Origin of the sequence: Xanthobacter lutulentifluminis (genome assembly GCF_043194675.2) — a bacterium.
Taxonomy (GTDB): domain Bacteria; phylum Pseudomonadota; class Alphaproteobacteria; order Rhizobiales; family Xanthobacteraceae; genus Xanthobacter.
The window spans coordinates 4,499,225-4,512,217 of the sequence record NZ_CM195525.1; the positions used below are offsets into that span (position 1 = coordinate 4,499,225).

The 12,993-nt window shown below is 70.4% G+C and carries 12 protein-coding genes and 1 tRNA gene; 7 read left to right on the forward strand and 6 right to left on the reverse strand.

Translation table 11 applies throughout. From position 1 onward, the window contains the following. Positions 1-14 precede the first annotated feature (14 nt). Together V5F49_RS20810 and V5F49_RS20815 are read right to left on the reverse strand one after the other, a co-directional pair. Positions 15-1,331 (reverse strand): dihydroorotase, encoded by a 1,317-nt coding sequence (locus tag V5F49_RS20810; RefSeq protein ID WP_394115179.1) that lies wholly within the window; start codon positions 1,329-1,331, stop codon positions 15-17. After that, on the reverse strand, positions 1,324-2,271 hold the full coding sequence (locus V5F49_RS20815) for an aspartate carbamoyltransferase catalytic subunit (RefSeq protein ID WP_394115180.1): 948 nt from the start codon (positions 2,269-2,271) through the stop codon (positions 1,324-1,326). Before V5F49_RS20815 ends, V5F49_RS20810 begins: the two co-directional genes overlap by 8 nt. Positions 2,272-2,575: 304 nt before the next feature. On the opposite strand from V5F49_RS20815, the gene V5F49_RS20820 reads away from it, so the two are divergent. Next, entirely contained in the window at positions 2,576-3,004 is a 429-nt protein-coding gene (locus V5F49_RS20820) for a hypothetical protein (RefSeq protein WP_394115181.1), read from the forward strand. Between the two features lie 110 nt (positions 3,005-3,114). Here the strand turns inward: V5F49_RS20820 and V5F49_RS20825 are convergent, their stop codons facing one another. Further along, entirely contained in the window at positions 3,115-4,050 is a 936-nt protein-coding gene (locus V5F49_RS20825; protein ID WP_394115182.1) for an AEC family transporter, read from the reverse strand. A gap of 184 nt (positions 4,051-4,234) precedes the next feature. Beyond that, entirely contained in the window at positions 4,235-4,747 is a 513-nt protein-coding gene (gene ruvX / locus V5F49_RS20830) for a Holliday junction resolvase RuvX (protein ID WP_394115183.1), read from the reverse strand. A 159-nt stretch (positions 4,748-4,906) separates the two neighbouring features. Here ruvX and gatC point away from each other — a divergent pair, with 159 nt between their 5' ends. The 4 genes from gatC to gatB all read left to right on the forward strand — a co-directional run bounded on the left by gatC (position 4,907) and on the right by gatB (position 9,039). After that, on the forward strand, positions 4,907-5,194 hold the full coding sequence (gene gatC, locus V5F49_RS20835; RefSeq protein WP_394115184.1) for an Asp-tRNA(Asn)/Glu-tRNA(Gln) amidotransferase subunit GatC: 288 nt from the start codon (positions 4,907-4,909) through the stop codon (positions 5,192-5,194). Then, positions 5,191-6,675, forward strand: a complete 1,485-nt coding sequence (gene gatA, locus V5F49_RS20840; protein WP_394115185.1) for an Asp-tRNA(Asn)/Glu-tRNA(Gln) amidotransferase subunit GatA — start codon at positions 5,191-5,193, stop codon at positions 6,673-6,675. Before gatC ends, gatA begins: the two co-directional genes overlap by 4 nt. A gap of 87 nt (positions 6,676-6,762) precedes the next feature. Then, positions 6,763-7,347 (forward strand): hypothetical protein, encoded by a 585-nt coding sequence (locus V5F49_RS20845; protein WP_394115186.1) that lies wholly within the window; start codon positions 6,763-6,765, stop codon positions 7,345-7,347. 201 nt (positions 7,348-7,548) lie between these two features. Beyond that, positions 7,549-9,039: an Asp-tRNA(Asn)/Glu-tRNA(Gln) amidotransferase subunit GatB gene (gatB, locus tag V5F49_RS20850; RefSeq protein ID WP_394115187.1), complete on the forward strand. Its 1,491-nt coding sequence runs from the start codon at positions 7,549-7,551 to the stop codon at positions 9,037-9,039. A 204-nt stretch (positions 9,040-9,243) separates the two neighbouring features. Here the strand turns inward: gatB and lipB are convergent, their stop codons facing one another. After that, on the reverse strand, positions 9,244-9,972 hold the full coding sequence (gene lipB, locus V5F49_RS20855) for a lipoyl(octanoyl) transferase LipB (protein WP_394115188.1): 729 nt from the start codon (positions 9,970-9,972) through the stop codon (positions 9,244-9,246). A gap of 199 nt (positions 9,973-10,171) precedes the next feature. Between lipB and V5F49_RS20860 the strand changes: the two genes are divergently transcribed. Beyond that, positions 10,172-10,256 (forward strand) — tRNA-Leu (locus tag V5F49_RS20860). Between the two features lie 108 nt (positions 10,257-10,364). On the opposite strand, the gene V5F49_RS20865 is transcribed toward V5F49_RS20860, so the two are convergent. Continuing rightward, a complete protein-coding gene (locus tag V5F49_RS20865; protein WP_394115391.1) occupies positions 10,365-11,171 on the reverse strand; it encodes a polysaccharide deacetylase family protein in 807 nt (268 codons plus the stop codon). A gap of 327 nt (positions 11,172-11,498) precedes the next feature. Here V5F49_RS20865 and mgtE point away from each other — a divergent pair, with 327 nt between their 5' ends. Beyond that, positions 11,499-12,914 (forward strand): magnesium transporter, encoded by a 1,416-nt coding sequence (gene mgtE / locus V5F49_RS20870; RefSeq protein ID WP_394115189.1) that lies wholly within the window; start codon positions 11,499-11,501, stop codon positions 12,912-12,914. Positions 12,915-12,993: the final 79 nt, after the last annotated feature.

Below are 12,993 nucleotides of genomic sequence, written 5' to 3' on the forward strand. Positions count from 1 at the left end.
GCGGGGCGGGCGCGTCAAACGTATTCGTAGACGGTGACACCGGCAACGATGGTGCGCAGCACACGCCCCTCCAGCCGGGCCTCGTCGAACGGCGTGTTGCGGCAGCGCGACTTGAGCTGGGTCGGGTCCAGCACGTAGGGCAGGCCGGGATCGAACACCATCACGTCCGCCGGCGCGCCGGGCCTGAGCGTCCCGGCGTCGAGGCCGAGGATTTCTGCCGGGCGGGTGGAAAGCGCCGCCAGCAGGTTGACGAGATCCACCTGGTCCGAGTGCACCAGCCTGAGCGCGGCGGACAGCAGCGTCTCCAGCCCGATGGCGCCGGGCTCGGCCTCCGAGAAGGGCAGGCGCTTGCCTTCCACGTCCTGCGGCAGATGGTCGGAGACCACCACGTCGATGAGGCCGGAGGCGAGGGCGCGGATCAGCGCCTGCCGGTCGTCCTCGGCGCGCAGCGGCGGGGAGAGGCGGAAATAGGTGCGGTAGCCGCCGATATCGAGCTCGTTGAACGAGAGATGGTTGATGCTGGCCGAGGCGGTGACGGGGAGCCCCGCCTCCTTCGCCCGCTGGAGCACCTCCAGCGATTCGGCGCAGGTCAGCGCCGCCGCGTGGTAGCGCCCGCGCGCGCCGGCCACCAGCCGCACGTCGCGCTCCAGCACGATGGTCTCGGCCGCCTTGGGAATGCCGGAGAGGCCGAGCCGGGCGGCGAACGCGCCCTCGTTCATCGCCCCGCCGGACATGGAGGCGTCCTCGGTCTGGTGGACCACCAGGGCGTCGAAGTCGCGGGCGTAGGTCAGCGCCCGGCGCAGCACCTGGGCGCTGGCCAGAGAGCGGTGGCCGTCGGTGAAGGCGACGGCGCCGGCGGCCTGCAACAGGCCGATCTCGGTCATCTCCTCGCCCTTCAGGCCCTTGGTGATGGCCGCCATGGGATGCACCCGCACCACCGCCGTGTCGCGGGCGCGGCGCAGGATGAAGTCGACGATGGCGGGGTCGTCCACCGCCGGGTCGGTGGTGGGCTGGCAGATGATGGTGGTGACGCCGCCGGCCGCCGCCGCATGGCTGGCGGAGGCCAGCGTCTCGCGATGCTCGGCGCCGGGCTCGCCCACGAAGGCGCGCATGTCGACAAGGCCCGGCGCGACCACCGCGCCGGCACAATCCACCACCTCGGCCCCGTCCGGCACGCCGCCGGCGGCGATGCCGAAGCCGGCATCCTTGACGACGCCGTCGGCGAGATAGACGTCGCCGTGGAAATCCGACCCGCGCGAGGGGTCCACCACCCGCGCATTGGCGAGCAGCAGCGGGCGCGGCTCGCGGAAGATGGTGCGAGGATCACGCATTGGGCAGCTTCCGGGCGAGGGTGTCGAGCACGGCCATGCGCACCGCCACGCCCATCTCCACCTGCTCGCGGATGAGGGAGGCGGGGCCGTCCGCGACCGCCGAATCGATCTCGACGCCGCGGTTCATGGGGCCGGGGTGCATCACCAGCGCGTCGGGCGCGGCGTAGCGCAGCTTGGCCTCGTCGAGGCCGAAATAGTGGAAATACTCCTTCACCGAGGGGATGAAGGAGCCGGTCATGCGCTCGCGCTGGAGGCGCAGCATCATCACGATGTCGGCGCCCTCAAGCCCCGCCTCCATGGTGCGGTAGACCTCGACGCCCAGATCCTCGATGCCCGAGGGCAGCAGGGTGGAGGGGGCCACCACCCGCACCCGCGCGCCCAGCGTGTGCAGCAAAAGGATGTTGGAGCGGGCGACGCGCGAGTGCAGCACGTCGCCGCAGATGGCGACGTTGAGGCCCTGGATGCGGCCCTTGTTGCGGCGGATGGTCAGCGCGTCGAGCAGCGCCTGGGTGGGGTGCTCGTGGGCGCCGTCGCCGGCGTTCACCACGCAGCAGTCCACCTTGCGGGCGAGCAGCGCCACCGCGCCGGATGCGTGATGCCGCACCACCAGGATGTCCGGGTGCATGGCATTGAGCGTGATGGCGGTGTCCACCAGCGTCTCGCCCTTCTTCACGGAGGACGAGCCGACCGACATGTTCATCACGTCCGCCCCGAGCCGCTTTCCGGCGATCTCGAAGGAGGACTGGGTGCGGGTGGAGGCCTCGAAGAACAGGTTGATCTGGGTGCGGCCGCGCAGGGTGGTGCGCTTCTTCTCGATCTGCCGGTTGAGTTCGACGAACTCCTCCGCCAGGTCGAGCAGGCCGGTGATCTCGCTGGCCGAAAGGCCTTCGATGCCGAGAAGATCCCGGCCGGAGAGGGTGAAGGCGGAGGCGGCATGCATGGCAGGCGGCAGGCATAGCCCCAGCGCGGCCGCCCGGCAAGCCGCGTGGCGCGGCTGTGGAAAGGCCCGCACCATTGGCCGCCGCATCCTTGGCCGCCCCACCGGTAGCCCGGCGCGTCGGGCGCGGGCGTTAGGAACTCGTTCATCATTCGTGAACGTCATCCCCGGAACCGCCGGGGCGCCGCCACACTTTGGCAAACAGTCTTGCCGAAGCTCGTGACGCGTCGGAGCCGGGGGCTGCGGCGCGCCGGGTGCAACGAAGCTCCGGGGGTCACCGGCCCCGCGACGTTCTGGAGTTGCTGTGATGACATCTCAAATCCGTGCGCGGCTCCTCGCGCTCACGCTTGCGGCCGCGACCCTCGCCGGCACCGCGGTGCCGTCCTCCGCCGCCGCCATCGGCTCGGGCGCGCTGGCGCTCTCGCCCGGCAAGGCCGCGGCGGTAACCGACGTGGGCTACTGGTATCGTGGCCGCTGGTACCCCAATGGCGCCTGGCATGGCGGACGCTGGTACCCCTATGGCTGCGGCAATTGCGGCGCGGCCGTGGGCGCGGGCGTGGCGCTCGGCATCCTGGGCGCGGCGGCCATCGCCGGGGCCGCGGCCAGCGCGCCGCCTCCTCCGCCGGTGGTCTATTACGAGCAGCCGCCCGTGGTCTATGTGGAGCCGGCGCCGCGTCCGCGCAGCTGCTGGGTGACCACCGGTCCGGGCGGGGCGGGCTTCTGGTCGCCCTGCTGAGGCGCGGTATCACCGCGCATCCCGCGTAAAGGGTCTGCGATGAGGGCGGCTGCGGCCGCCCTTGTCATTTGAGCAGGGGCCGTCGCGCTTTCCGCGCCCGGGACGGCGGCTCAGGCCAGCATCTTCGCCACCGCCACCACCAGCGGCAGGGTCACCGCCGCGCCGACGATCTGCAGGGTCAGGATCTCCGCCAGCAGCGGCGCGTCCCCGCCCATCTGGCGGGCCAGCACATAGCCGTTGGGCGCCGAGGGCACCGCCGCCGTGATGGCCGCCACCACCAGCTCGGTGCCCGAGAGGCCGAACAGCAGGCCGAGGCCAAGCGCGATGGCCGGCTTCACCAGCAGCTTCAGCGCCAGCGCGGCGAACACGATGGGCCGCGGCCGGGCGAGGCGGTCCAGCACCAGCCCGCCGCCCACCACCAGCAGCCCCAGCGCCAGCGACGCCCGGCCGAGGATGTCGCCGAACTCCAGCGCCACCTTCGGCACCGGGACATGGGTGGCGTTCAGCAGCGCGCCGGCGGCGCAGGCCCAGATGTAGGGGTTGCGCGCCAGCTGGCCGATCACATAGCCGAACGTGGGCGGATGCCGGCCGGAATAGGCCGCCAGCACCAGCACCGCGATGACGTTCACCACCGGGATCATCGCCACCAGCGCGAAGGCGGCGATGGTGATTCCCGCCGCGCCATAGAGCCCGCCGGCCACCGCGAGCACGATATAGGTGTTCCAGCGCACCGCCCCCTGGAACAGGGAGGTGAAGGCCGGCCCGTCCGCCACCAGCACGCTCACCAGCGGACGATGCAGCAGCAGAATCAGCGCGGAGAGCAGCACCACCGCGCCGATCAGCGCCCCGCCCAGCGCCAGCAGGTTCAGCTCGCTGAGGTCCGCCTTCACCGCCGAGACGATGAGGAGCGCCGGGAACAGCACGAAATAGGTGAGCTTCTCCAGCGCCGCCCAGTGCATGGCATCGGTGAGCAGGACCCGCCGCAGCACCGCGCCGAGGGCGATGACGAGGAAGACGGGCGTGAGGGCGCTGAAGATGAGATCCATGGGCCGATGCTTACCCCGCCCGCCGCGCGCCGGCAGGCAACAAATTGTGCTGTAAGGACAAATCCTGGCCGTGCGCAACAGGTCGCAAGGGCCGGACCAACATGCGGGCGGCTCGGGCCGGTGTCCCGGAACGGGACAGGCCCCGGCCCGGGCGGGAACGGGCTGAAAACACAGCGTGTCCGAATCAGGCGTCGTCGTCCGGTCCGGCTTCGTTCGCGGCGCGGTGGGCGAGAAAATCCAGCGCGCCCTCCAGGATGAAGGCGGCGGCGTGCTGGTCCACCACGGCGGCGCGCCGGGCGCGGCTGACGTCGGCGGAAATCAGCGCGCGCTCCACCGCCACCGTCGACAGCCGCTCGTCCCACAGGGCGATGGGCAGCGGGGCGAGGCGCGCGAGGTTGCGGGCAAAGGCGCGGCTCGCCTGGGCGCGCGGACCCTCGGTGCCGTCCATGTTGAGGGGCAGGCCCAGCACGAAGGCCACCGCCCGCCGCTCGGCCGCCAGCTCCAGCAGGCGCCCGGCATCGGCGGTGAATTTCGTGCGCCGCACCGTCTCCACCACCGTCGACACCCGCCGGTCCGGATCGCTCGAGGCGACGCCGATGGTCTTGGTGCCGAGGTCGAGCCCCAGCAGCGCGCCGCGGGCGGGCAGCAAAGCGGCGATCTCGGCCAGCGGGCCGATGGGGGCAGGGGCGTCTGTCATGCCCCATGGCTAAAGCATTTCGCCGCCGGGCGGAAACGCGGAAATCCGTGACCGCCGGCGGCACCGCGGCGCGCCGGCCCATTTCAGCGCTTTCCCGGCAAACCCTTCCACCGCGACATACCCCTTGCTATAGCGGCGGTCAGCTTTTGGGAGCGCAACATGTCCGTCGATCAGGCGACCGTCCGCCGGGTGGCCCATCTCGCGCGCATCTCGGTGCGCGAGGAAGAACTCGGCCATCTTCAGAACGAGCTGAACGCCATCCTCGAATTCGTCGAGCAGCTGGCCGATCTCGATGTCTCCGGCGTGGAGCCGCTCACCGGCGTGGTGCCGGTGGAGCTGCCCATGCGCGAGGACGTGGTGAGCGACGGGCACTGCCCGGAGAAGGTGCTCGCCAACGCCCCGGATGCCGAGGGCGGCTTCTTTACCGTGCCGAAGGTGGTGGAATGACCAAGCTCACCAAGCTCACCCTCACCCAGGCGCGCGAAGGTCTCGCCCAGGGCGAGTTCACCTCGGTCGAGCTCACCGAGGCCTACCTGAAGGCCATGGCCGATGCCCGTCCGCTCAACGCCTATGTGCTGGAGACGCCGGAGATCGCCCTGGAGATGGCGAAGGAAAGCGACCGGCGCATCGCCTCCGGCGACACCGGCCCGCTGGAGGGCATCCCCCTCGGCGTGAAGGACATGTTCTGCACCGAGGGCGTGCGCACCACGGCCTGCTCCAAGATCCTCGACGGCTTTGTCCCGCAGTACGAATCCACCGTCACGTCCCACCTGTGGCGCGACGGCGCGGTGATGCTCGGCAAGCTCAACAACGACGAGTTCGCCATGGGCTCGTCGAACGAGACGTCGGCCTTCGGCCCGGTGGTCTCGCCCTGGCGGCGCGCCGACGACGACACCTTCCTCGTGCCCGGCGGCTCGTCCGGCGGCTCGGCGGCGGCGGTGGCGGCGTTCCTGTGCGCCGGGGCGACCGGCACCGACACCGGCGGGTCCATCCGCCAGCCGGCGGCCTTCACCGGCACGGTCGGCATCAAGCCCACCTATGGCCGATGCTCGCGCTGGGGCATCGTCGCCTTCGCCTCCTCGCTGGACCAGGCCGGCCCGTTCGCCCGCACGGTGAACGATGCCGCCGTCCTGCTGCGCTCCATGGCGGGGTATGATCCGAAGGACTCCACCTGCGTCAACCGCGCGGTGCCGGACTATGAGGAGGCGGTGGGCGCCTCCATCAAGGGCAAGAAGATCGGCATTCCGCGCGAATACCGCATGGACGGCATGTCCGACGAGATCGACGCCCTGTGGCGCCAGGGCGCCCGCTGGCTGGAGGAGGCCGGCGCGCAGGTGGTGGACATCTCGCTGCCCCACACCCAGTACGCCCTGCCGGCCTATTACATCGTCGCCCCGGCCGAGGCCTCGTCCAACCTCGCCCGCTACGACGGCGTGCGCTACGGCGCCCGCGTGCCGGGCAAGGACGTGGTGGAGATGTACGAGAACACCCGCGCCGCCGGCTTCGGCCCGGAGGTGCGCCGCCGCATCATGATCGGCACCTACGTGCTCTCCGCCGGCTATTACGACGCCTATTACCTGCGCGCCCAGAAGGTGCGCACCCTCATCAAGCGCGACTTCGACGAGGCGTTCGCCCAGGGCATCGACGCGGTGCTGACGCCCGCCACGCCCTCGCCCGCCTTCGGCATCGGCGAGAAGCTGAAGGCCGATCCGGTGGAGATGTATCTGAACGACGTCTTCACCGTGACCGTGAACATGGCCGGCCTGCCGGGCCTCTCCGTTCCGGCCGGCCTGTCGGCGGACGGGCTGCCGCTCGGGCTCCAGCTCATCGGCCGGCCGTTCGAGGAGGAGAGCCTCTTCTCCATCGCCGAGGTGATCGAGGAGGCGGCCGGCCGCTTCCCGGTCGAGGACCTGTGGTGGAAGGGCTGATCGCAGCGCATTGAGCCCGGCCCGCGTCGGGGGTGACGCAGGCCGGGGCGGAACAGGCCGGGGGCCAGCCCCGGCCGGAGCGGGGGGATGGACATGGGGCGTCTGGGGGGAGTGTGTCTGGCGCTGGGCCTGATGGTCGGCGCGGTGTCCCTGGCTGCGCCGGTGGCGCAGGCGCAGGATCGTTGCACGCAATACGCCAACGAGATGGTGGCGCTGGACCAGCGGGCGCGGAAGATGCGTTGCCCGGGCTGGACCAGCCATTCCAACTGGGATGGGCACTTCCAGTGGTGCGGCACCAAATCGCCGCAGCAGGCCACGGATGCGCTCGAGACCTGGAGCGCCAAGTTCGACGGCTGCGCCACGTCCTATGGCGGGCAAGGCGGCGGCTACAAGCCTCCGCCGCCGGCCAACGCGCCGAAGCAGGATGCGAGCCGCACGCCGGTCTGCAAGTCGTTCGCCAGCTATTACGTGACGTGGCGCAACAAGGCGATCGCCAAGGGCTGCAACGTCGGCCTCATGAAGGACGGCTCCTGGAGCGAGGGCGAGGCCTACAATTTCTGCATGGGGACCTCGGACGCCGAGTTCCGGACCCGCAGCCCGCAGGCGCTCGGCGCCAAGGGGCTCTTCGAGAAGACCTGCACGGCGCAGCTCAAGCGGCCGATCAAGCTGTGAGCCCGGGGCGGCCCTGCGCGCCATGCGCCGGGCCGCTGCCGCCCCGCCTGCCCGTCCGGGCCGGCATCGCCGGTATCGGGATGGCCGCGCGGCGCCCTTGCGGTTGCCAGAGGCGGCCGCTCGGGTTTACGTGAGAGCAATATCGCGGCGCAGCGCCGGCACAGGCTGCGGGCGCCGCAGCATGAGGACCACAGGCCGACCATGACCCTGCACACCCGTCCCGCCCAGGCCAGCAAGCTCATTTCCGGCGCCACCGGCGACTGGGAAGTGGTGATCGGCATGGAGGTCCACGCCCAGGTCGCGTCCAACGCCAAGCTGTTCTCCGGCGCCGCCACGGCCTTTGGTGGCCCGCCCAACGACCACGTCTCGCTGGTGGACGCGGCCATGCCCGGCATGCTGCCCGTCATCAACAAGGAATGCGTGGCGCAGGCGGTGCGCACGGGGCTCGGCCTGAAGGCCGAGATCCACCTGACCTCGGTGTTCGACCGGAAGAACTATTTCTATCCGGACCTGCCGCAGGGCTACCAGATCAGCCAGTACAAGCAGCCCGTGGTGGGCGAGGGCGAGGTGATCGTCGACCTCGCCGACGGCGAGACCATCACGGTCGGCATCGAGCGCCTGCATCTGGAGCAGGACGCCGGCAAGTCGATCCACGACCTGTCGCCGACCCTCTCCTTCGTGGACCTCAACCGCTCCGGCGTGGCGCTGATGGAGATCGTCTCCCGGCCGGACCTGCGCTCCTCCGAGGAAGCCAAGGCCTACGTGACCAAGCTGCGCACCATCCTGCGCTATCTCGGCACCTGCGACGGCGACATGGAGAAGGGCAACCTGCGCGCCGACGTGAACGTCTCCGTGCGCCGTCCGGGCGAGGGCCTCGGCACGCGCTGCGAGATCAAGAACGTCAACTCCATCCGCTTCATCGGCCAGGCCATCGAGGTGGAGGCGCGGCGCCAGATCGAGATCCTGGAGGACGGCGGCAAGATCGACCAGGAGACGCGCCTGTTCGACCCCAACAAGGGCGAGACGCGCTCCATGCGCTCCAAGGAAGAAGCGCACGACTATCGCTACTTCCCCGATCCGGACCTCCTGCCGCTGGTGCTCAAGTCCGAATGGGTCGAGGACCTGAAGAGCCACCTGCCGGAGCTGCCGGACGACAAGAAGGCCCGCTTCATCGCCGAGTACGGCCTCTCGCCCTATGACGCCGGCGTGCTGGTGGCCGAGCGCGAGACCGCCGACTATTTCGAGCAGGTGGTGGAAGGCGGCGCGCAGAAGCGCGACGGCAAGGCGGCGGCGAATTTCGTCATCAACGAGCTGTTCGGCCGCCTGAACAAGGAGGGCAAGGACGTCACCTCCTCGCCCGTCACGCCGCACCAGATCGGCGCCATCCTCGACCTGATCGCCGAGGGCACCATCTCCTCCAAGATCGCCAAGGACCTGTTCGAGATCGTCTTCACCGAGGGCGGCGACCCGCGCGTGGTGGTCGAGGCCCGCGGCATGAAGCAGGTGACCGACACCGGCGCCATCGAGAAGGTGGTGGACGAGATCATCGCCGCCAATCCCGACAAGGTGGCCCAGGTGCAGGCCAAGCCCACCATGCTCGGCTGGTTCGTCGGCCAGGCCATGAAGGCCTCCGGCGGCAAGGCCAATCCCCAGGCGCTCAACGAGATCCTGAAGGCAAAGCTGGGGATCTGAGGGCATGGCGCCGCGCCCTGGCGCGGCCCTCACGCCGGGGCCGGGGGTCAACGGCGCGCGCCCCGCTTCCCTCGCGGCGCGTCTGTATGCCTGAGGGGGCTCCGGCCCCCCAAGGGAGGAACGAGAGGGAGCAGGGTCGTCCGCGACCGCGCGCCAACCATCGTGCCGGGCCGGCATCGACCCGCTTGCCTGCCCGGCCTTGGCTCAGCCGGCGGACTGAAACGCCGGCGGCTCGGCCCGCACCGTCTTCCCGAACACCTCCTCGAACGCCACCCGCATCACCGCGTCCACCTCGGGCATGCTCACCGGCAGGCCGAGGTCGGCGAGGCTGGTGACGCCGTGCTCGCGCACGCCGCAGGGAATGATTCCCCCGAAGTGGGACAGGTCCGGCTCCACGTTCAGCGAGATGCCGTGGAACGTCACCCAGCGCCGCACGCGGATGCCGATCGCGGCGACCTTGTCCTCGCCGCCTCCCTTGCGCCGTACCCACACGCCCACCCGGTCCTCGCGCCGCTCGCCGGTGACGTTGAAGGCGGACAGCGTGCCGATGATCCACGCTTCCAGCGCGCTCACATAGCGCCGCACGTCCGGCGAGCGGCGGTGCAGGTCGAGCATCACATAGGCCACGCGCTGGCCCGGCCCGTGATAGGTGAACTGCCCCCCGCGGCCGGTCTCGTAGACCGGGAATCGCGCGTCCACGAGGTCTTCCGGCCGGGCGCTGGTGCCGGCGGTGTAGAGCGGGGGATGCTCCAGAAGCCACACGCACTCGGGCGCCGTGCCCTCGGCGATGGCCGCCACCCGCGCCTCCATGGCGGCGAGGGCCTCGGGATAGGGGACGAGCCCCTCGCTGACGGTCCATTCCACCGGCGGCGCGGCCGGATCGGCCGGAAAGAAGAGCGTGTCGAGGCTGGAGCGGGTGGTGGCGGGCGTCATGGACAGATGCTTTAAACCTTCGCCCGCCCGGGTCCAGCCCCCTCGCGCCAGGGGTGTCGCACGCGCGTCATCCACAGGCTGCGCGGGGAATGGCGCAGGCGGTTGCGAAGCACTTGTGGCCGCCAATCCGATCTGTTAGACGATGGCCCCCGGCCGGAGCGGTCCTGCAAAGGAACCCCTGCCGGTGCCATCCCTGACTGCGGTCGTGGCGGAATTGGTAGACGCGCTAGCTTGAGGTGCTAGTGGGGAGACCCGTGGAGGTTCGAGTCCTCTCGTCCGCACCAGTGGATCGGTGAGCCCCGCCGGGAGCGGGCATGGAAAGGGCGGCCCTCGGGCCGCCTTTTGCGTTTGTGGCGCTCATTTGCGTTTGTGGGGTTTGCGCGGACCGCCGTTCAGCCGGCGCCCGCCGGCTTCGGCACGATGTGCACCACCGTATAGCCGCGGTCCGCCAGCGCGCGCAGGAAGGCGGGAATCATCGCCGCGGTGTAGGGCTTGGTGTCGTGGAACAGCACGATGCCCCCGCCGGCCGCGTCCAGACGTTTCAGCACCAGATCCAGTTCGGCCTCCGGGGTCATCACGTTCCAGTCGCTGGCCCAGAAATCCGCGCCGAACACGCCGACGCCCTTGCGGTCCAGATAGTCCAGCAGCTGCGGCGTGGAGGCGAAGCCGGGAAAGCGGAAGAACGGCACGCGCGGCGCAGCTCCCGCCGTGCCGTAGGCGGCGGTCTCGTCCGCGGCCATGCCGCGCTCGATCTCGCGCACCGCGTCGTCGAACGGGATCTTCGCCAGCGTCGCCGCCGGATGGGTCAGGGTGTGGTGGGCAACCGTATGGCCCTCGGCCAGCGTGCGCCGCACCAGCTCCGGCCGGGCGCGCGCATTCTCGCCGATGAGGAAGAAGGTCGCGCGCACGCATTCCGCCTTGAGCGCGTCGAGCACGGCAGCGGTGGTCTTGGGCCACGGGCCGTCGTCGAAGGTGAGCACCACCTCCTTCGGCGCCAGAGGCAGGGGGCCGGGGAAGGACTTCGTGCCGACCCTGAGGCCCTTCGGGTCCACTTCCAGCACCCGCGCCGTGCCGAGCGCGCCGGGATGGCCGGGGCACTCCGCCGCGCCGGCGGGACGGGAAAGGGCAGGGAGGGCCGCGAGGGCGAGGAGGACGGCGAGCGCCAGCCTAGGCAAGCGGCCCGGATGGGCTATCGGCATGGCGGCCGGCTGCCGCAGGGAAAATGTCATCTCGGCTTCGGTCCTGCATCCGTGCGGGCGGGGTTTTCCGGCACCGGGTTTCCTGCCCGCGGCTCCGGCCTAGGCCAGCCGTGCGAAGAAAGAAAGGCGGCGCCCGCGCAGACGCCTTCGGCCGCACCAAAGAAACCGCGCCCGAGGCTTCACAAACGCCCGGCAGCCCTCTAGAGCCTCCGGCAGGGCTCCGTTCCGTCCGCGCCGCGCGGGCATGGGTCCCGCCAGCCCCGATCACGCGACCGAGCCCGCAGCGGAGCGGCCGCCCCCGCAGCCTCCAGAACCGGAGAGGATGCCATGCGCGAGGATGCCGACGAGGCCATCGCCGAGGGCGCGGCATCCCCGCCCCCCGTGCGCGATACCGACGACGGCGTGGCGGATGCCTTCCGCGACGAGGTCGAGGCCGCGATCGCCGCCCGCGACGTCGACCGGCTGAAGGCGCTCACCGGCGACCTGCACGAAGCCGACATGGGCGACCTGATCGAGGAGCTGGACGGCGACGAGCGCCGCCGGCTCATCGAGATGCTCGGCCCCGCCTTCGACTTCACCGCGCTCACCGAGCTGGACGAGACGGTGCGCGTGGAGATCCTGCGCGGGCTGTCGCCGCTCACCATCGCGCGCGGCATGCGCGATCTCGATTCGGACGATGCCGTCTACATCCTCGAGGATCTCGACGAGGACGAGATGGCGGCCGTGCTGGAGCACCTGCCGGCGCCCGAGCGGGTCGCGCTGCGGCGCTCCCTCGACTATCCAGAGGACAGCGCCGGCCGGCGCATGCAGACCGAGTTCATCGCGGTTCCGCCGTTCTGGACGGTCGGCCGCACCATCGACTACATGCGCGAGACTCCCGACCTGCCGGAGACCTTCTACGAGATCTTCGTGGTGGACCCGGCCTATCGCCTCGTCGGCTCGGTCTCCCTCGACCGCCTGCTGCGCACCCGCCGCAACATGCTCGTGACCCAGGTGAAGACCGAGCAGCTGAAGCTGGTGAAGGCGGCGCAGGACCAGGAGGATGTGGCGCGCATGTTCGAGCGCTACAACCTCGTCTCCGCGCCGGTGGTGGACGATGCCGACCGCCTCGTCGGCGTCATGACCATCGACGACGTGGTGGACGTGATCCAGGAGGAGGCGGACGAGGACCTGCGCGCCCTCGCCGGCGTCGGCAGCGACGAGGAGCTGTCCGATACCGTGGCCTATACCGCGCGCTCGCGCCTGCCGTGGCTGGCGGTCAATCTCGGCACCGCGTTCGTCTCGGCCTCCATCATCGGCCTGTTCGAGGGCACCATCGAGAAGATGGTGGCGCTGGCGGTGCTGATGCCCATCGTCGCCTCCATGGGCGGCAATGCCGGCACCCAGACCATGACCGTTGCGGTGCGCGCCCTCGCCACCAAGGACCTCTCCAGCCACAACGCTCGCCGCATCGTCTCGCGCGAGGTGCTGGTGGGGCTGCTGAACGGGGTGACCCTGGCCTGCCTGCTGGGCCTGATCGCCGGCCTGTGGTTCGCCAACGTCCATCTCGGCATGGTCATTTCCGCCGCGCTGGTGCTGAACATGATCGCCGCCGGCCTGTTTGGCATTTTGATACCGCTTGCCATTTCCAGGCTTAAGCTTGACCCTGCTGTGGCGTCCGGCGTGTTCGTTACCATGGTGACGGACACGGTGGGTTTCTTCTCCTTTCTCGGCCTGGCCACGTGGTGGTTCGGCCTCTGGTAGATGCAACCCATTCGGGCAATTGAGCATTCACGGTGCAGGGCTCTTGCGCGCCTGGGCATTCTGTCGGACAACCCCTCAG

What these genes read in the sequence shown, in the direction of transcription:
- V5F49_RS20810 (WP_394115179.1), bottom strand. Translation starts at nt 1,331, where the DNA reads ATGCGTGATCCTCGCACCATCTTCCGCGAGCCGCGCCCGCTGCTGCTC.
- V5F49_RS20815 (WP_394115180.1), bottom strand. Translation starts at nt 2,271, where the DNA reads ATGCATGCCGCCTCCGCCTTCACCCTCTCCGGCCGGGATCTTCTCGGC.
- V5F49_RS20820 (WP_394115181.1), top strand. Translation starts at nt 2,576, where the DNA reads ATGACATCTCAAATCCGTGCGCGGCTCCTCGCGCTCACGCTTGCGGCC.
- V5F49_RS20825 (WP_394115182.1), bottom strand. Translation starts at nt 4,050, where the DNA reads ATGGATCTCATCTTCAGCGCCCTCACGCCCGTCTTCCTCGTCATCGCC.
- ruvX (WP_394115183.1), bottom strand. Translation starts at nt 4,747, where the DNA reads ATGACAGACGCCCCTGCCCCCATCGGCCCGCTGGCCGAGATCGCCGCT.
- gatC (WP_394115184.1), top strand. Translation starts at nt 4,907, where the DNA reads ATGTCCGTCGATCAGGCGACCGTCCGCCGGGTGGCCCATCTCGCGCGC.
- gatA (WP_394115185.1), top strand. Translation starts at nt 5,191, where the DNA reads ATGACCAAGCTCACCAAGCTCACCCTCACCCAGGCGCGCGAAGGTCTC.
- V5F49_RS20845 (WP_394115186.1), top strand. Translation starts at nt 6,763, where the DNA reads ATGGACATGGGGCGTCTGGGGGGAGTGTGTCTGGCGCTGGGCCTGATG.
- gatB (WP_394115187.1), top strand. Translation starts at nt 7,549, where the DNA reads ATGACCCTGCACACCCGTCCCGCCCAGGCCAGCAAGCTCATTTCCGGC.
- lipB (WP_394115188.1), bottom strand. Translation starts at nt 9,972, where the DNA reads ATGACGCCCGCCACCACCCGCTCCAGCCTCGACACGCTCTTCTTTCCG.
- V5F49_RS20865 (WP_394115391.1), bottom strand. Translation starts at nt 11,171, where the DNA reads ATGCCGATAGCCCATCCGGGCCGCTTGCCTAGGCTGGCGCTCGCCGTC.
- mgtE (WP_394115189.1), top strand. Translation starts at nt 11,499, where the DNA reads ATGCGCGAGGATGCCGACGAGGCCATCGCCGAGGGCGCGGCATCCCCG.